This window comes from Curtobacterium subtropicum (assembly GCF_030362975.1).
Taxonomy (GTDB): domain Bacteria; phylum Actinomycetota; class Actinomycetes; order Actinomycetales; family Microbacteriaceae; genus Curtobacterium; species Curtobacterium subtropicum.
The window spans coordinates 38,598-59,279 of record NZ_JAUCMM010000002.1 but is presented as its reverse complement, the minus strand read 5'-3'; the positions used below and the strand labels follow the sequence as shown (position 1 = coordinate 59,279).

General features: G+C 67.1%; 21 protein-coding genes. 13 read left to right on the top strand and 8 right to left on the bottom strand.

Going from position 1 to position 20,682, the window contains the following annotated elements:
• Nucleotides 1–24: 24 nt before the first annotated feature.
• Nucleotides 25–1,053 (bottom strand): LLM class flavin-dependent oxidoreductase, encoded by a 1,029-nt coding sequence (locus QUG98_RS03470; RefSeq protein ID WP_289469238.1) that lies wholly within the window; start codon nucleotides 1,051–1,053, stop codon nucleotides 25–27.
• A 59-nt stretch (nucleotides 1,054–1,112) separates the two neighbouring features.
• On the opposite strand from QUG98_RS03470, the gene QUG98_RS03465 reads away from it, so the two are divergent.
• Nucleotides 1,113–3,026, top strand: coding sequence for an ABC transporter ATP-binding protein (locus QUG98_RS03465; RefSeq protein ID WP_289469237.1), 1,914 nt, complete (start codon nucleotides 1,113–1,115; stop codon nucleotides 3,024–3,026).
• 138 nt (nucleotides 3,027–3,164) lie between these two features.
• Nucleotides 3,165–3,932: an SDR family NAD(P)-dependent oxidoreductase gene (locus QUG98_RS03460; RefSeq protein WP_289469236.1), complete on the top strand. Its 768-nt coding sequence runs from the start codon at nucleotides 3,165–3,167 to the stop codon at nucleotides 3,930–3,932.
• 95 nt (nucleotides 3,933–4,027) lie between these two features.
• Here QUG98_RS03460 and QUG98_RS03455 read toward each other — a convergent pair whose 3' ends face one another.
• Entirely contained in the window at nucleotides 4,028–5,320 is a 1,293-nt protein-coding gene (locus QUG98_RS03455; RefSeq protein WP_289469235.1) for an MFS transporter, read from the bottom strand.
• A gap of 230 nt (nucleotides 5,321–5,550) precedes the next feature.
• On the opposite strand from QUG98_RS03455, the gene QUG98_RS03450 reads away from it, so the two are divergent.
• Nucleotides 5,551–6,747, top strand: a complete 1,197-nt coding sequence (locus QUG98_RS03450) for an FAD-binding domain-containing protein (protein ID WP_289469234.1) — start codon at nucleotides 5,551–5,553, stop codon at nucleotides 6,745–6,747.
• Nucleotides 6,748–7,176: 429 nt separating this feature from the next.
• Here QUG98_RS03450 and QUG98_RS03445 read toward each other — a convergent pair whose 3' ends face one another.
• Nucleotides 7,177–8,118: a LysR family transcriptional regulator gene (locus QUG98_RS03445; RefSeq protein WP_289469233.1), complete on the bottom strand. Its 942-nt coding sequence runs from the start codon at nucleotides 8,116–8,118 to the stop codon at nucleotides 7,177–7,179.
• A 119-nt stretch (nucleotides 8,119–8,237) separates the two neighbouring features.
• Here QUG98_RS03445 and QUG98_RS03440 point away from each other — a divergent pair, with 119 nt between their 5' ends.
• Both QUG98_RS03440 and QUG98_RS03435 read left to right on the top strand, forming a co-directional pair.
• Complete coding sequence (locus tag QUG98_RS03440) at nucleotides 8,238–9,254, top strand: putative oxygenase MesX (RefSeq protein ID WP_289469232.1); 1,017 nt, start codon at nucleotides 8,238–8,240, stop codon at nucleotides 9,252–9,254.
• A 20-nt stretch (nucleotides 9,255–9,274) separates the two neighbouring features.
• Nucleotides 9,275–10,324, top strand: coding sequence for a methionine synthase (locus tag QUG98_RS03435; RefSeq protein ID WP_289469231.1), 1,050 nt, complete (start codon nucleotides 9,275–9,277; stop codon nucleotides 10,322–10,324).
• Nucleotides 10,325–10,436: 112 nt separating this feature from the next.
• Here the strand turns inward: QUG98_RS03435 and QUG98_RS03430 are convergent, their stop codons facing one another.
• Nucleotides 10,437–10,934, bottom strand: a complete 498-nt coding sequence (locus QUG98_RS03430; RefSeq protein ID WP_289469230.1) for a hypothetical protein — start codon at nucleotides 10,932–10,934, stop codon at nucleotides 10,437–10,439.
• A gap of 249 nt (nucleotides 10,935–11,183) precedes the next feature.
• Between QUG98_RS03430 and QUG98_RS03425 the strand changes: the two genes are divergently transcribed.
• The 7 genes from QUG98_RS03425 (at nucleotide 11,184) to QUG98_RS03395 (ending at nucleotide 14,504) form a co-directional block, all read left to right on the top strand.
• Nucleotides 11,184–11,651 (top strand): hypothetical protein, encoded by a 468-nt coding sequence (locus QUG98_RS03425; protein ID WP_289469229.1) that lies wholly within the window; start codon nucleotides 11,184–11,186, stop codon nucleotides 11,649–11,651.
• 41 nt (nucleotides 11,652–11,692) lie between these two features.
• Nucleotides 11,693–12,118, top strand: coding sequence for a PRC-barrel domain-containing protein (locus tag QUG98_RS03420; RefSeq protein ID WP_289469228.1), 426 nt, complete (start codon nucleotides 11,693–11,695; stop codon nucleotides 12,116–12,118).
• 19 nt (nucleotides 12,119–12,137) lie between these two features.
• Entirely contained in the window at nucleotides 12,138–12,635 is a 498-nt protein-coding gene (locus tag QUG98_RS03415) for an RES family NAD+ phosphorylase (protein WP_289469227.1), read from the top strand.
• Between the two features lie 78 nt (nucleotides 12,636–12,713).
• Complete coding sequence (locus QUG98_RS03410; RefSeq protein ID WP_289469226.1) at nucleotides 12,714–13,157, top strand: SdpI family protein; 444 nt, start codon at nucleotides 12,714–12,716, stop codon at nucleotides 13,155–13,157.
• Nucleotides 13,158–13,186: 29 nt separating this feature from the next.
• Nucleotides 13,187–13,714 (top strand): histidine phosphatase family protein, encoded by a 528-nt coding sequence (locus tag QUG98_RS03405; RefSeq protein ID WP_289469225.1) that lies wholly within the window; start codon nucleotides 13,187–13,189, stop codon nucleotides 13,712–13,714.
• Nucleotides 13,715–13,806: 92 nt separating this feature from the next.
• Nucleotides 13,807–14,139 (top strand): hypothetical protein, encoded by a 333-nt coding sequence (locus QUG98_RS03400; protein WP_289469224.1) that lies wholly within the window; start codon nucleotides 13,807–13,809, stop codon nucleotides 14,137–14,139.
• A gap of 155 nt (nucleotides 14,140–14,294) precedes the next feature.
• A complete protein-coding gene (locus tag QUG98_RS03395) occupies nucleotides 14,295–14,504 on the top strand; it encodes a hypothetical protein (protein WP_289469223.1) in 210 nt (69 codons plus the stop codon).
• A gap of 117 nt (nucleotides 14,505–14,621) precedes the next feature.
• Here the strand turns inward: QUG98_RS03395 and QUG98_RS03390 are convergent, their stop codons facing one another.
• Nucleotides 14,622–15,218 (bottom strand): TetR/AcrR family transcriptional regulator, encoded by a 597-nt coding sequence (locus tag QUG98_RS03390; RefSeq protein ID WP_289469222.1) that lies wholly within the window; start codon nucleotides 15,216–15,218, stop codon nucleotides 14,622–14,624.
• 122 nt (nucleotides 15,219–15,340) lie between these two features.
• On the opposite strand from QUG98_RS03390, the gene QUG98_RS03385 reads away from it, so the two are divergent.
• Nucleotides 15,341–15,544 (top strand): SDR family NAD(P)-dependent oxidoreductase, encoded by a 204-nt coding sequence (locus tag QUG98_RS03385; protein WP_289469221.1) that lies wholly within the window; start codon nucleotides 15,341–15,343, stop codon nucleotides 15,542–15,544.
• A gap of 53 nt (nucleotides 15,545–15,597) precedes the next feature.
• Here the strand turns inward: QUG98_RS03385 and QUG98_RS03380 are convergent, their stop codons facing one another.
• The 3 genes from QUG98_RS03380 to nrdF all read right to left on the bottom strand — a co-directional run bounded on the left by QUG98_RS03380 (nucleotide 15,598) and on the right by nrdF (nucleotide 20,603).
• Complete coding sequence (locus QUG98_RS03380; protein ID WP_289469220.1) at nucleotides 15,598–17,319, bottom strand: UvrD-helicase domain-containing protein; 1,722 nt, start codon at nucleotides 17,317–17,319, stop codon at nucleotides 15,598–15,600.
• Nucleotides 17,312–19,450 carry an ATP-dependent nuclease gene (locus QUG98_RS03375; protein ID WP_289469566.1) on the bottom strand — a complete coding sequence of 713 codons (2,139 nt, stop codon included), beginning with the start codon at nucleotides 19,448–19,450 and terminating at the stop codon, nucleotides 17,312–17,314. The genes QUG98_RS03380 and QUG98_RS03375 overlap by 8 nt, the downstream gene beginning before the upstream one ends.
• A gap of 151 nt (nucleotides 19,451–19,601) precedes the next feature.
• Nucleotides 19,602–20,603 carry a class 1b ribonucleoside-diphosphate reductase subunit beta gene (nrdF, locus tag QUG98_RS03370; RefSeq protein WP_058727722.1) on the bottom strand — a complete coding sequence of 334 codons (1,002 nt, stop codon included), beginning with the start codon at nucleotides 20,601–20,603 and terminating at the stop codon, nucleotides 19,602–19,604.
• Nucleotides 20,604–20,682: the final 79 nt, after the last annotated feature.

Genomic DNA, 20,682 nt, shown 5'->3' with positions numbered 1-20,682 from the left:
CCTGGTGGTCGACGGGACCGGCGGTCACCTGGCGCTCGTGGCCGGCGTCCAACCGAGCTCCGGCCCCAGGCGCCCGGCCGTGTCCTCGATGATCTGCGCGTAGTCGTGGGGTGCGAACGAGAACGGGAGCGCGAACGCGACCTCCGTCGCCACCTGGTACCCGGCGTCCGCGCGGAGCCGGTCGGCGATCTCGGCCGAGCTCCCGACGAGATCGGCGGCGAACAGCAGCTTCCCGGGCCCCTGCGGCACCCCGACCCGGCCGGCCCGTGCCTCGGCGTAGGCCCGGTAGCGCGCGACCTGCTCGGGCGTCGCCGAGTCGGTCGGGATGACGACGAGGCCCTGGGACACCCGCGCCGCAGCGGGGTCCGGGTGTGCGTCGAGGTAGGCCTCGACCTGAGCGCGCTGGTTCGTCGCGAAGTCGGTGCCGACCTCGCTCCGGGTCACGCTCGAGGTGAGCAGGTGGAAGCCGTTCTCGGCCGCCCACACCGCGGACCTCGTGCTGCCGGTCCCGTACCAGAGCCGGTCGGCGAGCCCGGGGCTCTGCGGTTGCACGGTCGTGGCGAACTCCTCGATCCCCCGGCGTTCGGCGACCGGGGTCACGGCGTCGCCGCGCACGAGGTCGCGGAAGCGCAGCAACCGGTCGTTCCCGAGGTCCTCGTGCTCGGCGGTGTCCGGGTGGATCGCGTCGCGGTAGAGGTCGTAGTGCATGGGCGTCCCGACCGAGAAGCCGGGCTGCAGTCGGCCGCCGAGCAGGACGTCGACGGTGCCGAGGTCCTCGGCGAGGCGGAACGGGTTCTCGGCACCGATCGGGGTGACCGCGGTGCCGAGGGCGATGCGCGACGTGCGCTGCGAGGCGGCGGCCAGGATCGCCACGGGTGACGAGATGCCGTGCTGCAGGTGGCGGTGCCGGAGCCAGGCGCTGTCGAAGCCGAGGGCCTCGGCGCGCTCGATCACGCGGAGCGTCTCCTCGTGGCCGACGGCGGGACGCGCGGGGTCGAACGAGCCGATGGTCAGGAAGCCGAGGCGCTCGAGGGGACGGTCGTCGGAGGGCATGACCCGATGGTGGCAGACCGGGGCTCGGGGCGTCGGTGGTCCCGACGTATCCTGGCCGCATGAGCATGGAGGGCGCGGCCTGGAGCTCGCTGTACAAGATCTCGTCAGCGAAGGACGCCGGGCGGGGCTTCTCGCGCGAGTCCCTCCGGCGGATCATGACGTTCGCCGTGCCGTACCGGGTGCAGCTCGTGGTCTTCATCGCACTGTCGGTCGTCGGGGCCTTCCTCGCCGTCGCGACCCCGGTGCTCGCCGGCCAGGTCGTCGACGTGATCGCTGCCCGCGGCGCCGTGTCGACGATCGTCTGGCTCGCCGTGGTCATCGCGCTCGTGGCCGTCGCCGACGCCGCCTCGTCGCTGCTGACCCGCTGGTACTCGGCACGGATCGGCGAGGGCGTGATCCTCGACCTGCGGACCGCGGTGTTCAACCACGTGCAGAAGATGCCGATCGCGTTCTTCACCCGCACCCGCACCGGGGCCCTGGTCAGCCGGCTCAACAACGACGTGATCGGCGCGCAGCAGGCCTTCAGCGGCACGCTCTCCGGCGTCGTCACGAACTTCGTCGCGCTCGTGCTGACCCTGGTCGTCATGCTCAGCACGTCATGGCTGGTGACGGTCATCGCCGTCGTCATGCTGCCGGTCTTCCTCGTCCCCGCGCGTCGGATGGGCAGCCGCCTCGCCGCCCTCCGCCGCGAGGCCGCCGACCACAACTCCGCCATGAGCACGCAGATGACCGAGCGGTTCTCCGCGCCGGGCGCCACGCTCGTCAAGCTGTTCGGCCGCCCCGACGAAGAGGCCGAGGAGTTCCGGATCCGTGCCGCCCGCGTGCGGGACATCGGCGTCCGCACCGCCATGCTGCAGTTCGTCTTCGTCACCGCGCTCATGCTCGTCTCGGCGCTCGCCCTCGCGCTCGTCTACGGCCTCGGGGGCACCCTCGCCCTCGGCGGGCAGCTGAACACCGGTGACGTCGTGACCCTCGCGCTCCTGCTCACCCGCCTCTACGCACCGCTCACCAGTCTGGCGAACGCCCGGGTCGAGATCATGAGCGCCGTCGTGAGCTTCGAGCGCGTCTTCGAGGTGCTCGACCTGCGACCCCTCATCCAGGAGAAGCCGGACGCGGTCACCCTGCCCGACGGCCCCGTCGCGGTCGAGTTCGACGACGTCCGGTTCGCGTACCCGTCCGCCGACAAGGTCTCGCTCGCCTCACTGGAGGAGGTCTCCACGCTCGACACCCGCGGCGGCGACGAGGTGCTGCACGGTGTCTCGTTCCGCATCGAGCCCGGGCAGACCGTGGCCCTGGTCGGGTCATCCGGCGCCGGCAAGTCCACGATCGCGCAGCTGCTCTCCCGCCTGTACGACGTCGACAGCGGCACGGTCCGACTCGCGGGCACGGACGTCCGCGACGTCACCTTCGAGTCGCTCCGGCACACGATGGGCATGGTCACCCAGGACGGGCACCTGTTCCACGAGACGATCGGCGCCAACCTGCGCCTGGCCCGGCCGGAGGCCACCGACGACGAGGTCTGGGACGCCGTCCGGCGAGCACGCCTCGAACCCCTCATCCGGTCGCTGCCCGACCAGCTCGACACCATGGTCGGCGAGCGCGGCTACCGGCTGTCCGGCGGCGAGCGCCAGCGCATGACGATCGCGCGGCTCCTGCTCGCGCAGCCCCGGGTCGTGATCCTCGACGAGGCGACCGCGGCGCTCGACTCGACGTCGGAGGCCGCCGTGCAGGCTGCCCTGAGCGAGGCGCTCGACGGCCGGACGGCGATGGTGATCGCGCACCGGCTCTCGACCATCCGGAGCGCGGACCTCATCCTGGTCGTCGAGGACGGCTCGGTCGTCGAGCGCGGCACGCACGAGGAACTCCTGGCGGCCGGCGGTCGCTACGAGGAGCTGCACCGGACCCAGTTCGCGGTGCAGGCGGACCAGGCACCCGACCCCGCGCCCCTGCACGGGAGCAGCGTCCCCTCCTGACGACCGGCCCGACACCTGCGCGGGGCGGCACGCGGCCGCACGAGGCTGCGCGAGGCTGCACGAGGCCTCAGCCGATCCGCCGGACCACCGGAGCTACATCGGAGCACCGTGGGCAGCACCGGACCCACAGGAGGAACCATGCTGCTCGAGGGCAAGACCATCGTCGTCACCGGCGGGAACAGCGGGATCGGTGAGCAGATCTGCCTCGCCGCGGCCGCCGAGGGCGCGAACATCGTCATCGACTACGTCGCGCACCCCGAGGCGACGGACTCGCTGATCCACCGCATCGAGGAGGCCGGCGGGCACGCGGTGGGGGTCGACGCCGACATCACGAGCGCGTCCGACCTGCACGCGATGGTGCAGAAGGCCGTCGACGCGTTCGGCTCGCTCGACGTCCTCGTCAACAACGCCGGGATCGAGGACCGCAAGTCGCTGCTCGAGGAGACCGAGGACGGCTACGACAAGGTCATGGCCGTGAACATGAAGAGCGCGTTCTTCGGTACCCAGGCGGCAGCGAAGCAGTTCATCGCGCAGGGGAACGGCGGCCTGGTGCTGAACATCTCGAGCGTGCACGAGGACTGGCCGATGCCCGGCAACCTGGCGTACTGCGTCTCGAAGGGCGGGATGCGGATGCTCGCCCGGAGCGGCGGCGTGGAGCTCGGACCGCACGGGGTCCGGATCGTGAACATCGCTCCCGGCGCGGTCGACACCCCGATCAACACGGCGACGACCTCCGACCCCGACAAGCTGCGGCAGCTCGACGACGCGATCCCGCTCGGGCGCCCGGCGAAGCCGCACGAGATCGCCGAGGTCGTCGTGTTCCTGGCGTCGGGCAAGGCCGCCTACATGACGAGCACCACCGTCACCATCGACGGCGGGATCTCGCAGGGCAGCGTCGGGCTCTGACCGCGATCACCCGCCCGACGGGAGGCGCACCAGCCCGGACCGTACTGATCCGCCTGGCACACCTCCCGTCCGTCGGGCCCCTCCGGGAGCGCGCCTCAGCGGACCTTCTTGATCGGGAAGATCGCCAGCGCGCCGATGACGGCCGCGACCGCGCAGACCGAGAACCACAGCGCGTAGTTGTTGCCGCCCGGGTCGCTGACGTACACGAGCACACCACCGATGAGGGGGGCGATCGTCTGCGGCAGGGCGTTGGCGATGTTGAACACGCCGAGGTCCTTCCCGGAGTCGTCCGGGTTGGGTAGGACGTCGACGACGAGGGCGAGATCGACACCGACGTAGAAGCCGTACGCGATGCCGAGCAGGGCCTCGAGGATGAAGAACGTCGGGACGTCCTGGACGAAGATCAGTGCGAAGGTACCGACCGCGAACAGGGCGGTGGAGCTCCAGACGAAGACCTTGCGCCGACCCAGGCGGTCGGAGAGCCAGCCCGCCAGGTAGCTCGCCGCGATGAGCCCGACCGTGTAGATGAGCACGCTGGTCGAGATGACGGCGGGGATGTCCGCTTCCTTCACCCCGACGTGGTTCAGCAGGTAGAAGAACCGGAAGGTGGTGAAGCCGAAGCTGGCGAACGTGATGAGGAAGCGCGACCACCAGGCGAGTGCGTAGTCGGGGTGCTGGCGCGGGCTGACCCAGAAGGTCTCGACCCAGTCGCGGAAGGACGCTCGCGGCGGGGCCTCGGGCAGCTGACGGTCGGGCAGGACGACCGCGAAGACGACCATCACGACGATCGCCAGGACCGCCGGACCGACGAACATGACGACGAGCTGGTCCGTGAACGCCTGCGCCACGTAGGTGCCGCCGAGGATGCCGACGTTCTGCATGATGCCGATCGCGGCGGTGATCTTGCCGCGCTGGAAGCTCGGCACCTGGTCGGCGATCGTCGTGATGAACGGGGCGAGGGCCATGTTGGCTCCGAGCTGCGCCAGCGACCAGCCGACGGTGGCCACCAGGAGCGACGGGGCGAGCGCCATGATCAGGAACGCTCCCGTCATGATGACGGTCCCGGCCACGATCCAGATGCGACGGCGGCCGAAGCGGCTGGTGGTCCGGTCGGAGAGTCGGCCGAACACGACGTTCGCGACGGTGGCGAAGAGCGCTCCGAAGCCGCCGAGCACCGCTGCGGCGCCGGTGGCACCGTCCGCCGAGATCACACCGGCGGCGACGAGCGACTGGATCTTGATGCCGATGCCGACGATCGCCGGTCCGAGCAGCGCGACGAAGAACACCAGCTGCGCCGCGAGCAGCCAGAACACGTAGCTCCGCTTCGCTGGCTGCGTCGGCTCGGGGAAGCCGAACCGGCCTCTCGAGGTCGCTGTGGACGTGGTCATGCCTGATGGCATGCCCGCCGCGGATCCGCTCGTCGTCGTCACTGCCGGTTCCTCTCATCGTTGAGCATCGGGGCACGACGCGGGCTTCCCGACTGAAAACCTAACGCCGTACGGTATCGAGTATGCACGCAAAGTGATGGTGGTGCAACGCCTCGTCGCAGCCGTCGGGGCACGGTCGCCGGAGTGGGAGCTCTCGGCTCGCTCGGGGCGACCGGGCGCAGGATGGCGCGGTGTTCATCCCCGCGCGCGACGCCGGCCTCGACGCCCTCCACGAGTTCGTGCCGCACGCCGGCGCGGACTACCGGCGCGACCGCAACCACGACCAGGGACCGTCGCGGACGAACGTCTCCGGCCTGTCCCCGTACATCCGGCACCGGCTGGTGACGGAGCAGGAGGTCGTCGACGCCGTCCTCGAGCGCCACAGCCCACAGGCCGCCGAGAAGTTCGTGCAGGAGGTCTTCTGGCGGACCTACTGGAAGGGCTGGCTCGAGCAGCGGCCCGAGGTGTGGCGACGGTACCGTCGCGAGGTGCGCATGATGCTCGGCGACGACCTGCCGGCCGGCTGCACCGACGCGGTCTCGGGCCGGAGCGGCATCGAGGCGATGGACGCTTGGGCCCGCGAGCTGGTCGAGACCGGGTACCTGCACAACCACGTGCGGATGTGGTTCGCGAGCATCTGGGTGTTCACGCTCGGCCTCCCGTGGCAGCTCGGTGCGGACTTCTTCCACCGGAACCTGCTGGACGGGGACGCTGCGTCGAACACCCTGTCCTGGCGGTGGGTCGCCGGCCTGCAGACCCGGGGCAAGACCTACCTGGCGACGACGGAGAACATCGCGCGGTACACCGACGGACGGTTCGCGCCGACGGGGCTCGCCACGACGGCACGGCCACTCGACGAGGAACCGTTCCCACCGGCGGCCCCCGTCACCCCTGCCGAGGACGTCGCCGCAGCGGTCGGGTCGCACGTGGGACTGCTGCTGCACGAGGAGGACCTCGAGCCGGTATCGCTGCTCGCGCCGCTCGGTCGCGCGGCCCCGTCGCTCACGGCGACCGCGGTCAGCGCCGACGCGGAGTCGCGCTCCCCCGGGGCGGTGTCCCCGCTCGTCGAGAAGTTCACCGCCGGCGCCGCAGCGGACGCTGCCGCACGAACGGTCGATGCCGACGGTCGCGCGGCGACGCTGCTCGGCGGCGGGCCCGGACCCGTCGTCGACTGGGCGATCGAGGAGCGGCTCGACACCGTTCTCGTCCCGGTCGCCCCGGTGGGCCCCGTGCAGGAACGACTCGACACACTCCGGCCCGTGCTCGCTGAACACGACGTCGCACTGGTGACGGTCCGACGTCCGTGGGACAGCAGGGCGTGGCCGCACGCATCGCGCGGGTTCTTCCCGTTCCGGAAGCAGATCCCGCGGCTGCTGCGCGCCCGGTGAATGGTCCATCGCCCTCGGTGTGCACCGTGCGAGTGCGCGAACGTGTGCTGGAAGTGGGGTTCCTCATCCGGTTCGGCCCAGGTGTCGTCGGGCTCCGCGTGCTCCACAGCCAGCTCCGCGTGCCGGTGCCGGCCGGTGAGACGCTCGGTCACGTGGTCAGACGAGAAGACGGGCCATCCGCGGCGACGCGCGCCCAGCGCGGTACGCGACCGGCAGCCGGACGGGAGGCGCGCCGCCAACCGGCACCGCGCCTCCCGTCCGGCACTGCTCACGTCCTTGGCGTCGTGATCACCTCGTGTCCGTGACGATCCCGGTTCGCGGTACCCGTCGGCCGCACACCGGGATCGTCACCCGACCGACGGAAGGCGGACTCCGGCCGCTGGATCAGCGGAGGTGCCGCGGCGCGCTGGTCGCATCGCCAGCGCCCGCTCACCCGAGCGGCTCGACCCCGTAGCTGACGACGACCGCCCGCAGCTCCTCCAGGTACGCCTGCGCCTGCTCCGTCAGGGGCACCGACGAGTGCGCGATCCACCCGATCTCGATCCGCTCGTCGACGTCGAGCGGGATGGCGACGATCTCCGGGTCGAGGTCGTCGCTGATGAGCCCGGTCGAGATCGTGTACCCGCCAAGGCCGATCATCAGGTTGAAGATCGTCGCCCGGTCCGAGACCCGGATCTCCCGCTTGCTCGACATGGTCGACAGGATCTCCTCGGCCAGGTAGAAGGAGTTGTTCGCGCCCTGGTCGAACGTCAGTCGCGGCAGCTCGGCGAGGTCGTCGAGCGTCGCCCGTGCCTGGGACGCCAACGGGTTCCGCCGGGCGACGAAGATGTGCGGCTGCGCGACGAACAGCGGCGTGAACACCACTCCGGCGTCCCGCATCAGCTTGCCGAGGACCTGTCGGTTGAAGTCGTTGCGGTACAGGATCCCGAGCTCGCTCCGCAGCGTCCGGACGTCCTCGATGATGTCCCACGTGCGGGTCTCGCGCAGCGAGAACTCGTACTGGTCGGCGTCGGCACCCTCGACCATCCGCACGAAGGCCTCGACGGCGAACGAGTAGTGCTGCGCGGACACACCGAGGAGCCGGCGCGAGGCCTGGCGCCCGACGTAGCGCTGTTCCAGCAGCGAGACCTGCTCGACGACCTGCCGGGCGTACCCGAGGAACTCGACCCCGTCGACGGTGAGCACGACCCCACGCGCCGAGCGGGTGAAGAGCGGCCGGCCGATACGGGCCTCCAGGTCCTTCATCGCGGCTGACATGGTCGGCTGCGAGACGTAGAGCAGGTCCGCTGCCGCACTGATCGAGCCCTCGGACGCGACCTCGATGAAGTACCGCAGCTGCTGCAGGGTGATGTCGTTCGCAACGCGAGCCATAGGTACAGGCTATGCGACTGCATAGCGTCTCGGTATTACCTGATGGCCCGCGCCTCCCGTCATGATCGGAGGACCCTTCCCACAGTGCCCGCGGGCGCTCGACGACCGGACTGCGGACCATGGCGAACGACATCACCTTCAGCATCAGCAGGACCCGCTTCGACGAGGACTACTCCCCCGCCGAGCGCTCGCGCCTGACGACGAACTTCGCGAACCTGGCGCGTGGCGAGCACCGGCAGCAGAACCTCCGGAGCGCCCTTGCACTGATCGACGGCCGCTGCAACGACCTCGCCGGGGAACCGGGCGGCGACCGCTACCGCGTCGAGCTCGACATCGTGTCGGTCACGATGCAGTTCGAGGACCGCGGCCAGGTCGAGCGCTTCCCGCTGATCGAGGTGCTCGACGTCACGATCATCGACCAGCACTCCGGCGAGCGCCACCAGGGCATCGTCGGCAACAACTTCTCGTCGTACCTCCGCGACCACGACTTCGCCGTCCGGCTGCCGTCGGCGCCCGCGCTCCCCGCCGACTTCGGGGAGCTGCACGGGCAGCTCTTCCAACACTTCCTGCGGTCCGACGCCTTCCGGGCGCAGTTCGACGCGGAACCGGTGGTCTGCATCAGCGTCTCGACGAGCCAGACCTACCGGCAGACCGGCGTCGTCCACCCCGTCCTCGGCGCGGAGTACGCGCACGAACACTCCTCGCTCACCGACGACTACTTCGGCCGGATGGGCATGCAGGTCCGGTACTTCATGCCGCAGGGGTCCAAGGCGCCCCTCGCCTTCTACTCGCGGGGCGACGTCGCGGACGACTACACGGACCTCCAACTGATCGGCACGATCGCCACCATGGAGACGTTCCAGAAGATCTACCGCCCGGAGATCTACAACGCGGATCTCGTCGCGCCGACCACGTTCCGCCCGACGCTCGAGCACGACGCCTGGTCGTCGACCGGCATCGCCTACGACCGCGAGGAGCGCAGCCGCCTCGGCGTCACGCAGGGCCGCTGGACCGAGGAGCACCTCGTGACGCCGCACCGCGACTTCCTCGACCGCTGGCTCGCCGAGCAGACCACCCCCGCTTCGCAGCCGGCTTCCCTCGCCGGCCAGGCCGCCCCCGCCACCCTCACCCACTGACCGACTGGACCCCCACGCACATGAGCACGCTCCTCCCCACCTCGATCGTCGGCAGCCTGCCGAAGCCGTCCTGGCTCGCCGAGCCCGAGCGCCTCTGGTCCCCGTGGCTGCTCGAGGGTGACGCGCTGGTCGAGGGCAAGCAGGACGCCCTCCGCTCCGCCGTCCACGAGCAGGAGCGCCACGGCATCGACATCGTGAGCGACGGCGAGCAGACCCGTCAGCACTTCGTCACGACGTTCATCGAGCACCTCGACGGCATTGACCAGGAGCGCAAGGAGACCGTCCGCATCCGCGACCGCTACGACGCCGCGGTCCCGACGGTCGTCGGCGCCGTCAGCCGCCCGAAGCCGGTCTTCGTGAACGACGCGAAGTTCCTCCGCGCCCAGACCGACCGCCCGATCAAGTGGGCGCTCCCCGGACCGATGACCATGATCGACACCCTCTCCGACCAGCACTACAAGAGCCGCGAGAAGCTGGCGTGGGAGTTCGCCACGATCCTCAACCAGGAGGCACTCGAGCTGCAGGACGCCGGCGTCGACGTGATCCAGTTCGACGAGCCGGCTTTCACCGTCTTCCACGACGAGGTGCAGGACTGGGGCGTCGCCGCGCTCGAACGCGCTGCCGAGGGCCTGCGCGCCGAGACCGTGGTGCACATCTGCTACGGCTACGGCATCGAGGCGAACAACAGGTGGAAGGAGACCCTCGGCGCCGAGTGGCGGCAGTACGAGCGGTCCTTCCCGCTGCTGCAGCAGTCGTCGATCGACACCGTCTCCCTCGAGTGCATCCACTCCCACGTGCCGCTCGAGCTCGTCGAGCTCATCCGCGGCAAGAAGGTCATGCTCGGCGCGATCGACGTCGCCACCGAGCAGATCGAGACGCCCGAGGAGGTCGCCGCGGTCCTCCGCCGCGCCCTCGAGCACGTCGACGCCGACAAGCTCATCCCGAGCACCAACTGCGGCATGGCGCCGCTGGCGCGCGGGGCGGCACTGCAGAAGCTCGGCGCACTGTCCGCCGGGGCGGACATCGTGCGGGCCGAGCTCGCAAACCTCGCGGTGCCGGCAGCGCGGTAGACCCCCGCCACGACGGACGGCTCGCCTCGGCCACGGGGCGCGCCGTCCGTCAGGTGCTCATCTCGGTCCGGCCTGGAGGCGCGGGTCGATCCCGGCGATCAGGTCGCCAAAGTCATTCCTGGCCCTCGAGGCTCATCTTGTCGAAGGCACCCGGGACGCACAGCGAGCTGCCGTCGATCGTGTAGCCGCGAGGATCGGCGCGGAAGTCGGACGACTCCACCGGGCCGCCCCTGCCCCGAACGCCGAGGATCGGGTCCTCGCCGCCGGTCTGGTACCGCTCGGTCGTCACCCCGAGGTCTTTCCAGTGCCGCTCCACCACCGCGACGTCGGCCTTTGGATCAGCGCTTGCAGAGCGGACCTTCGCGTAGACGTACTGCACGCCCCCTTGTCCCAGGCCGACACCGCACTTCCCGAGCCGAGGGCCCTCACCGATCTCCCAGCCGTCCCCCACCACGTCGGTCGATCCGTCGACGAACGTCACAACGGACTGCTTCGCCTGCTCCGGGCTCTTCCCGATACCGGCGCTGCAGCCGGTGAGGACGGCCACGCTGAGCAGCGCCGCTGCCGTCCCTCGGAGACCAGTGACAGCCTTCCCCCGAGTCAGATCCATGTGGACCTCCTTCCCGAGTAGCTTGCACCCTCGGGGTCGGCACCATCGCTCGATCGGCCACCATGGTCGGGTGGGGAGCGTTCTCGAACGGGAGCGACATCGAAACCCTGCGCGCCGTCCAACCCCATGTGACCAGCTCACGTGAAGAAGGATGCGACGTTCCGCCCGTCTCGCTACGGTCGAGGCGTGGGGATGAAAGCGGACACGAGGGCGGCCCGCCGGCTTCCGCTCGACAGGGTCACTGGCTCCGTGGTGTCCGTCGCTGCGGCGGCGCTCGCGCTGATGGGGTGCTCCGGAGGGACCTCCCTGGAGAACGAGCAGACCCCCGACCAGGCGAAGGACGCCGTCGTCACGGTCGTCGACGACACCGCCGGTGCAGTCGGCGGCACTTGGTCGGTCGCGAGCGGTCCGGCGGTCCAAGGCTGCATGCGCGACAACGGTGCACGTGGTGCCGCCTACTTCTTGACGGAGATGCGCGAACAGCCTGCAGGAGATCCCGCCGACGACGTCGCCACGGTCGAACGGCTGTGGAAGGACAAGGGCCTCACGACCGAGCGCTACGAGAGCGGAGGCACCGACCCGACGCTCGGCGTCCGCGGAACGGGCGGCCCGACCACGAGCATCGACTTCCTCGCCGACGAACGCGGGTACAGCCTCGACGCCGTCTCCGTCTGCACCGCTGGCAATGCAGAGGAGCTCCAGCGGAACGGCGAGTGACAGACCTGCGGAGCATCAGGCACAGGGCGTTGACTACGCACATGATCATCAAGGCGAAGATCCACGAGATCGAGAACGCTCCTGTCAAGGACCGCGACGGCGCATACGCCGGCAAGGTCGCGCAGGTCTTCCCCTCCGCCGAGGACGGCAGTGCCGCGTTCATCAGCGTCGCAACGGGACTCCTCGGGGGTCACACCGTGCTCGTCCCGGTCGAGGACGCCACGTTCGACGGCAACGACCTGCACGTCGGCTACTCGAAGAGCGCGATCAAGGATGCCCCTTCCCCAGGAGCCGGGAACGCCTTGACCGACACCCAGGCGAATGCCGTCCGCAAGCACTTCGGGCTGTCCCCGGCGGGCAAGGCGACCGGCGACATGGGCGACCCGCACGAGAACCTCGACCAGGCCGGTACCGGACCGGCGGGCGCTGACGACACCGAGGGCGCGGGAGCGACGCCGCCAGCGTGAGCCGCACCAGGATGCTTTCGTGAGCGACGACCGAGACATCTTCGCACCGGAGGTGCGAGGCACCTTCTTCCGCGCGGTGGACCCGCGCTTCCGCGCATCCGCCATCGCAGGGTCACGGTCCGCAGGCCGGTACTCACGTGCCGACGAGCCCACGCTGTACCTCAGCTCGTCCGTCGAGGGTGTGGAGGCCGCACTGGTGGCGCATCCGGACACGCGCGCCACGGAGCCGATGATCGTCGAGGTGGACGTGGTGGCGTCCAGGATCGTCGACCTCCGCGACGCGACCGCTCGTGCTGCGGCCGGGGTCGACCTCGAGGACGCGACCGCTCCGTGGCAGCAGGTCGTCGCCGACGGTGGCGTCCCGGCCTCGTGGCGGGTCCGCGACCGCCTCGTGGCACTCGGCGCCGACGGCCTGATCGATCCGTCGAGGAAGCGCCCGGGCCTCTGGCACCTCGTGTTGTTCCGCTGGAACACCGACGGTGCGCCGCAGGTACGCGTCCGGACAGGGGCCGGCTGAGACCGTGCCGGGTTCGACGACACGTAGGTGACACTGATCCTTCGCCGCTCTCCGCCGGGGGGCGTTAGCGTCGTCGGCATGGACGGTGCGGTGGTGTTCCCGATGGCCCTCGAGATCGGGGCGGCTGCGCTGGTCACGTGGCTGACGTGGCGGGCCGCCAACGGCTCCCTGCCACGGAACAGCCTCGCCGGCGTCCGGACGTCGGTCACGATGTCGAGCGAGGCGGCCTGGCGGATCGGCCATCGTGCAGCGCTGCGCCCGACGATCATCTCCGGCCTCCTCGTGACGGCGTGGTGCGCGATCAGCATCGGAGTCCCAGCACTCCACACTCCTGCCGCCGTCCTCGTCGCCGCTGGTCTCCTCGTCGGTGGAGCACTCCTGTCCATCCCGGCCGCCCACCGCGCCGTACGACGAGCGTTGCCCGAGGCTGGAGGCGACGGTTCTCACCCCGATGGCTCCCCCGCGACCCCGTCGCCCGTCTCGAACGGGAGGAACACTGACGACGCCGGTACGGTCGGATGATGCTGTGCACGTGGGTGTCCCATCCCGAGGTGATCGTCGACCCAGCCGTCCGGATCCAGGACTGGGGCCTGTCACCGGCCGGACGTGACCGTGCAGCACGCGTCGCGGCGCTGTTCCCCCACCCCCTCCGCATCGTCAGCAGCAGCGAGCGGAAGGCGCTGGACACCGCTGGGGTCATCGCCGGGCAGTGGGGCACGGAGTTCGAGGTCGACGAGGACCTCGGTGAGATGGACCGCAGCGCGACCGGCTACCTCGACCCGAGCGAGTTCGAACCGACCGTCGACGCGTTCTTCGCCGAACCGCAGCGGTCCGTCCGCGGCTGGGAACGAGCGGTCGATGCCCAGAGCCGCGTCGAGCGCGCGGTCCGACGCATCGCGGCAGAGACCCCCGATCAGAGCGTCGCGTTCGTCGCCCACGGCGGGGTCGGCGCGCTCCTGCTGGCGAGCCTCCGACGCGAGCGCATCAGCCGCGCACTCGATCAAGCTGCGATGGGCAGTACCTTCACCTTCGACGCGCAGGACTGGACGGCGCTGTCGTCGTGGGAGCACGTCCGCTGAAGCTGCGCGTGGGTCGGCCAGCACGGACCAGACAACGGTTCTTCCGCTCGACGCCAGTACCCTGACCTGCAGGGGAACACGAGGGGGGACGGATGAGCGACGACGTCCGGGAACGATCGACGGCATGGCAGCTGGGGTGGCTCGCGGTGTCCGGACCAGCCGTGATCGCCGTCAGCGTGGTCCTGTACGTCCTGCTGCACACCGCCTTCACGGCCTACGCCGTGGTGTTGCTGCAACTCTGGGTCCTCACCGCCGTCGTCTGCGGCATCTGCGCCGTCGTCGCCGGCGTCCGTGAACGAAAGCGGCAGCGGCAGCGGCGGGACGCCACCCGCGGCGCTGTGATCGGCGTCGTCGGGGCCGCCCTGAGCGCCGCGGAACTCGTCGGCTTCGGCTCCCTGGTCGCCCTCCTCAGCCAAGTGTCCTGATCGAAGGCGCCCTGTGGACGACCAGCGCACGATCGGCGAAATGAACAGCCGCCGCAAGGCCTTCCGGGTCACGGCCCGGACCGGGTTCATCGTCGCGGCGGCGATGTTCTTCCTCCCACTCGTCCTCCCCGCTGGTCGGCACCGGCGCCCACGCCGTGGCGGTCGTCACCATGACGGCGGCATGGGCAGTGCTGGTGTCCGCGTCCTCGTTCGCGGTGATGGCGGCCACGAAGCCTGGTGGTCACCCCTGGGTGCACCAGCTGTGGGCCGTCCCCGTCGCGATCATCGCGATGATCCCCGGCGCCGTGATCGCACTCCTGGTCTACGGGTCGCTCGCGTCGGCGGTCCAGCACGCAACCACGTGACGGGCGGGCGCAGACGCGCCCGCGGAAAGGCGCGCCTCCAGACCCGGACTGGAGGCGCGGCGGCGGCCCGCCCCGCCGCTTGCGTCAGCGCGGGATCGCCCTGGGACAGGGCGACGCTCAGTCCCAGGGACCGTCCGCGGTCCCGAGGTGCGCTGCGCCCAGCGGGGTGATCGGCAGCGCCGCGAGGCTCGCGATCCCCACCTGCAGGAGTGCCGCTCGTGAGGTGCCGACGCGTCCGATCGCCCCCATGCCCTCGATGACCGCGCAGGAGTAGGTGCCGAGCACCTCGGCGTCGGCGTCGATCTCGACCTCGCCAGCTGCCTGCGCATCCACGATGCAGGCCGTGTAGCCAGCACGGATGGTGTCGAACGCCTCGGTCACGGTGGCGGCCGCCTCGGGGTCACGGGCCGACAGCTCCACCGCCGCTCGGAGCAGCAGTGACGGCCGACCCTGCGCCGCCCCGTGCTCGACCGCAGCGGAGACCAGCTGCGTCCGGATCCGCGCGATCGGGTGCTCGGCGCTCCGCAGGACGGACTGCACGACCTCGACGGCGTCGGCGGTGTCGCTGAGGAACGCGCGCATGAAGAGTTCCTTCTTGCCGCCGAACGTGTTGTACAGGCTCTGCCGACCGAGCGCCGTCGCCGCGAGCAGGTCGTCGAGCGACCTGCCGTCGAACCCGGACTCCGCAAACGTGCGCCGGGCGCGCCCTACCACCTCGGCCTCGTCGCACTTGCGCGGTCGGGGAATGCGGCCTCCTCGGAAGTCGTTGTTGACTGATCAGTCAAGCACAGCGCACCGTTCTAGACCAAGCAGTCAACAAAATCCCAGGAGGAATCATGGTCGGAGCATTGCAGGACAGGACCGCACTCGTCACGGGCGGGACGTCGGGCATCGGACTTGCGGTCGTGCGCCGCTTCGTCGCAGAAGGAGCCCACGTCTTCGTCACCGGCCGGCGGCAGCAGGCGCTCGACGCGCTGCGCGACGAGTTCGGCGAAGCGGTCACGCTCGGACCAATGCCCGCGGCTATGCGGTCCGTATAATCAAGAACCTACATCGACTCGACGACACCAAGCGCACCTGACCTCCTCATTCATTATGAGAACTTGACCTCGTGGATGTTATTTTGCCCGACGAATTCGTGAAGCCGCGCTTCGGCCGGAGCGTCCAACTCCTGCACGAATAACAATACAAGATTTTTCTTCGCCCTGGAACAGGCCACGTAGAAGAGGTTTCGCGCTCGCTCGTAGCTCGCACGTTCCTTCTCGTTCATATGAGCGTCCGGGTCGGCTGCGAGCATCTTCCCGAAGTCGTACTTTGACCAGCCGCGTCCGACCACGACCAGCACGTTATCGAACTCAGCACCTTTGACGGAATGCTTTGTTGAGAAAACGGATTGTTCCGCGAGATAGGACCTCAGTGCTCGTATCTCGGAGTAGGAGACATCCCGCAGCTTCCGATGTTCGACCAGACGTCGCGGGTCCGCCACATCTGCAGCACGCCTCGAGTCCGCCTCCCTAGAGGCAACGCGCGATGGCAGGGAGAATAATTTGACGTCCTGAATCGCGTCAAGAACATCGCCGACTGTTCCAGTCCCACAGACCGCCGTCAGCGACGACAGCCCCGCAGCCCATCGGAGCTTGTCTCCTGCACTCCGAAGCAAGGGCATCCTACCTCCGAGCCGCGAGAACATGAGTCCGAAACGACGCTGTTCATACGCCTCCAAAGCCGGCTCGAGCGAGTCGGAGAAGAACTCGATGGTTGGATCCTGCTTCTTGATGAATGAGTCATTGTAACGGAATACGCGTGATAGAGAGGGGTAACCGAGTTCGTTACCGATACTCGAATGCGTGAGCATCAATATTTTCACATCGTCGAGTCCGTCAATCATGCCGTTCTCCACTAACCACTCACGGACCTGAGCGAGCGACTCGGAAGTGGCCTCCTCGGAGATCTGCCCCTTCCACTGCCCCTTTTGACGCTCACCCACCCAATGATTGGTGTGGAAGATCGTCACCGAGCCATCCATGGCTTTGTCACTCGGGGCCTGTGGCAGAGACGGCCGAAGCTTGTTCAGCAAATCGACGACGGCACGATCCGATCGAAAATTCGCCTTCTTCGGGATCGCAGAGAGCCCTTGACGCTCGATAGATCCACAAGTGTCATCGTAAATCTGCTGCCAAGCGTCGCCGAACAGACCCACTATGGGTGGACGATCAAGACCGTCGAACCCCACGAGAGCTGCCTCTAAAAATCCTGCCGGCGTGTCCTGGTACTCATCTACAAACACTACCGGAAAGCGATCGGCAATGACTTTCACAAATTTCTGTTCGCGAAACAATTCCGCCGCCAGAGAAGGCACATCTTCGTGATGCAAACTGGCAACCTTATCCCGAACCGACGGAATACCTAAAGTGTATTCAACAGCGACAATATCCCCGGCGTCTACCTCATCGAACTGAACTCGACCCAGGGACCTCAGGCGCTCCAACATCGGCTTCTGGAAAGGAGCAATCATCTCCCACAGAAATCCATGGAGAGTGTCAACGAGGATCGCACTGTCGACGCCCACTCGGGCCCTAATCTCATCACGAGCGACATTTGTGTATGTGAGACAGGCCACTCTCTGATAGGGCAAGGGCAAGAAGGCCTGCCTGTCACCCAGGATGCGATCCAGCGCCTGAACTAGCGAAAAGGTCTTTCCGGCTCCTGCGCCAGCTTCGAGCTTGAAGGACTTTTTCTGCTGCAAGGCATCGACGATTTGCGCGAAGGCGGATTGTGACTCCGATTCCGCCGATGCCTGAAGCGCCTTATCCATTCTCCGCTCCCGACGACTTCGAGTTTTCTGTGCGAATGTCTTCTTTGTTGGCGAGCCACCTCAGCCCGTCGAGCAGATACTTTGGAGCGACCCAAGAATTCTCGGTGATTGCAAAACGGAGAGCAAACTCGCTCTTTTTCTGCGCATCCGCTAGCTTCTTCGCAGACTCTTCCATCACCTCTGGGCTGCCGCTAGCACTCAACTTAAAGAGGGCCGGATTGGCAAGGATGAAAGCGTCCTCGAAGGTTCGTCCGCACGGACCACCTTCAGTTTCCGGCACCTGGTGTGCGAGGCACCTAGCCCCACGTACGTTCGAACCCTTCGAATAAGCGGCAATCAAGCTGGACGGCCTCTGATCTTCCTTCTCCGGATACCAGTCCTTGATCGTGGCGTTGGTCGTGCCGGACGCTTTGCTCACCACACACTTCTGCAGAGCACCCTTGGCCCCCGTCGGAGCAACACTATCTAAATCCGTGACTATCAGAACCGGAAGGTCAATGAAGTCGAGGAGTGGAAAGAACTTATGAGCATACGCGCCACCGACTTCCATCATTGTGACGTACTGACGACTCAGTTCGTCGACTTGCGCCTTGATCACCGCAGGCACCATCAGCCGCTCGGTCGTACCCTCGACAAGGATAGCCTTATCTGCGAAGAAAAGATCGGAACGCGTCACTGTGAGATACTGATGCAAGAAATTCGCATCCATGTTCTTCGCGCGACTCAAATCCTTGACCGTCGAGGAAATAAGTTCTGGTGTTGACTTTTCCCGACTTGACTTGAAGTACCTGATTGCTGAGAGCTCGGCTCGATTCGCGACGTGCGGCGAGTGAGTTGAGACGACAAATTGTGGGTTCCAGACGCCTGGTCGCCCGTCCAAGTTCGGGAAGAGGGTTCGAATGGCCGCGAGCTGTGCAATGAAGACTTCCTGCATCTGCGGATGGAGATGAGCCTCCGGTTCCTCGACAAAGATCAGGTGCAGCCTGGGATCGCCATCTGTTGAGATAAACTCGCGGTAGAAGCTCAGGAGTGTGAGAAGGATCAAGATCAGGTTTCGCGATCCAAGCCCACTGTAGGACTCGGGGAGCGGGACACCCTCGACTCCGGCGTACCGGACGTAAGTGTGGCTTCCCAAAACCTTCTCCACACTGAGCTTCGCGAACGACTCTATCCCTGGATCTTGAAGCCCTGGGTAGCCAAACTGGAGCAGAGCCGGCGCGATGTTCTTCATCATCGATCCGACCTTCGCGCCCAGCGACTTCTCGAACTCGGCAACCGCCTCATTCAACTCGTCAACAGCGGCTTTCTGGAAACCCCCCGCCGGATCACGATTCGCTGACTCAAAGAGCCGTTGGAACACCTTGCCTATCAAATCATTCGGTCGCTCTTTTTCGTCGTCAAGACCCCTCTGCGCTTCGAGGGTATGAACCTGAATCAGCGCTCGGGCATCCTGAATGCTGACGGTACGAGTATTCGAGGGGTCTGCGGGATCCTCCGCAGAGATCACCCGCTCGTAATACTCCGCAATTCGTGGCCCGAGCACTTGGAGAAGACGACGGGTACTGACGGCTGACTCACCATCCGCTGGTGACACGCCCGCGAACAAGTTGGAAATCGATCCTGCGCGCAACTTATAGCGGAAGACGATGACTGCTTCGAAGCACCCAGGATCGAGGTCCACAATGAACGGGCTGAGCGGTCCGTAAGCGTCAAGCTCCTTCGAGTATTTAATCCCGAGACGGAGAGCCACCTCCGGAACAAGTTCGAGCGCTCGCAGCTCGTCGCCGTCATCCGTATATGCTTTCCAAGCCTCGTGAAACTCGGCATAGCATCTACTCGAGAAATCCGCAAGTTCGAGTTTCAGGGGTTTCTCATCGAGGAAACGTTTCACGATCTCGGTCAGCGTCGTTTTGCCGGTGTTATTTTTACCAACAAGCACGGTGCTTATCTCATCGAGATGAACCCGCGCGTCGTGAAGCAGCCGGAAATTCTTCACCGCAAGCTGGCTGATGCCCATTGGCGGCTCTTCCGACTGCTCCACAGCCGAACTGGATCCGTTTGTTTGTGACTTTATGACTTCCTGATCGTCGGCCGCCATGACCGCGCCATCGGGCGCACTGCTAAATGTCATCGTCCCCACCCATCGAAGATTTTATCCGGCTAAACGTCAGTTGCCTGTGATGCCAGTGTGACTCACACTAGCTACCATCACTTCCAGTGGCCAAAAAGAACGCCCCGTCGGCCGTAGCCGACGGGGCGTTCCCACACGAGTCAGACCAGGATCAGAAGTCCCAGTCCTCGTCCTCCGTCACGACGGCCTTGCCGATGACGTACGACGAGCCCGACCCCGAGAAGAAGTCGTGGTTCTCGTCCGCGTTCGGCGACAGCGCCGACAGGATCGCCGGGTTCACGTCCGTCGTCTCCTTGGGGAACATCGGCTCGTAGCCCAGGTTCATCAGCGCCTTGTTGGCGTTGTAGTGCAGGAACTTCTTGACGTCCTCGGTCAGCCCGACGCCGTCGTAGAGGTCCTGCGTGTACTGCACCTCGTTCTCGTAGAGCTCGAACAGCAGGCTGAACGTGTAGTCCTTGATCTCCTGCTTGCGCTCCTCGGAAGCGCCCTCGAGGCCCTTCTGGAACTTGTACCCGATGTAGTACCCGTGGACGGCTTCGTCGCGGATGATCAGGCGGATCAGGTCGGCGGTGTTGGTGAGCTTGGCGCGCGAGGACCAGTACATCGGCAGGTAGAAGCCGGAGTAGAACAGGAACGACTCGAGCAGCGTCGAGGCGACCTTGCGCTTCAGGGGGTCGTCGCCGGTGTAGTAATCGAGGACGATCTGGGCCTTCTTCTGCAGGTTCGGGTTCTCCGTGGACCAGCGGAAGGCGTCGTCGATCTCGGGCGTCGAAGCGAGCGTCGAGAAGATCGACGAGTAGCTCTTCGCGTGCACCGACTCCATGAACGCGATGTTCGTGTAGACGGCCTCTTCGTGCGGGGTGATCGCGTCGGGGATCAGGCTGATCGCGCCGACGGTGCCCTGGATGGTGTCGAGCAGCGTCAGGCCGGTGAAGACCCGCATGGTGAGCTGCTGCTCCTCGGGCGTGAGCGTGTTCCACGACTGCACGTCGTTCGACAGCGGCACCTTCTCGGGCAGCCAGAAGTTGTTGACCAGACGGTTCCAGACCTCGACGTCCTTGTCGTCCTGGATGCGGTTCCAGTTGATGGCACTGACCGCGCTGATCAGCGGGATGGACTTGCCCGTGGCGTGGACCGGGTCGGTGAGGGTCATGGCTTTCTTCCGGATGGTGGTGGTGGACAGGACGATCGGACGGACTGGAGGCGCGGGGCGGGGCCCGCCCCGCGCCTCC

What these genes read in the sequence shown, in the direction of transcription:
- QUG98_RS03470 (WP_289469238.1), bottom strand. Translation starts at nt 1,053, where the DNA reads ATGCCCTCCGACGACCGTCCCCTCGAGCGCCTCGGCTTCCTGACCATC.
- QUG98_RS03465 (WP_289469237.1), top strand. Translation starts at nt 1,113, where the DNA reads ATGAGCATGGAGGGCGCGGCCTGGAGCTCGCTGTACAAGATCTCGTCA.
- QUG98_RS03460 (WP_289469236.1), top strand. Translation starts at nt 3,165, where the DNA reads ATGCTGCTCGAGGGCAAGACCATCGTCGTCACCGGCGGGAACAGCGGG.
- QUG98_RS03455 (WP_289469235.1), bottom strand. Translation starts at nt 5,320, where the DNA reads ATGACCACGTCCACAGCGACCTCGAGAGGCCGGTTCGGCTTCCCCGAG.
- QUG98_RS03445 (WP_289469233.1), bottom strand. Translation starts at nt 8,118, where the DNA reads ATGGCTCGCGTTGCGAACGACATCACCCTGCAGCAGCTGCGGTACTTC.
- QUG98_RS03440 (WP_289469232.1), top strand. Translation starts at nt 8,238, where the DNA reads ATGGCGAACGACATCACCTTCAGCATCAGCAGGACCCGCTTCGACGAG.
- QUG98_RS03435 (WP_289469231.1), top strand. Translation starts at nt 9,275, where the DNA reads ATGAGCACGCTCCTCCCCACCTCGATCGTCGGCAGCCTGCCGAAGCCG.
- QUG98_RS03430 (WP_289469230.1), bottom strand. Translation starts at nt 10,934, where the DNA reads ATGGATCTGACTCGGGGGAAGGCTGTCACTGGTCTCCGAGGGACGGCA.
- QUG98_RS03420 (WP_289469228.1), top strand. Translation starts at nt 11,693, where the DNA reads ATGATCATCAAGGCGAAGATCCACGAGATCGAGAACGCTCCTGTCAAG.
- QUG98_RS03410 (WP_289469226.1), top strand. Translation starts at nt 12,714, where the DNA reads ATGGACGGTGCGGTGGTGTTCCCGATGGCCCTCGAGATCGGGGCGGCT.
- QUG98_RS03400 (WP_289469224.1), top strand. Translation starts at nt 13,807, where the DNA reads ATGAGCGACGACGTCCGGGAACGATCGACGGCATGGCAGCTGGGGTGG.
- QUG98_RS03385 (WP_289469221.1), top strand. Translation starts at nt 15,341, where the DNA reads ATGGTCGGAGCATTGCAGGACAGGACCGCACTCGTCACGGGCGGGACG.
- QUG98_RS03380 (WP_289469220.1), bottom strand. Translation starts at nt 17,319, where the DNA reads ATGGATAAGGCGCTTCAGGCATCGGCGGAATCGGAGTCACAATCCGCC.
- QUG98_RS03375 (WP_289469566.1), bottom strand. Translation starts at nt 19,450, where the DNA reads ATGACATTTAGCAGTGCGCCCGATGGCGCGGTCATGGCGGCCGACGAT.
- nrdF (WP_058727722.1), bottom strand. Translation starts at nt 20,603, where the DNA reads ATGACCCTCACCGACCCGGTCCACGCCACGGGCAAGTCCATCCCGCTG.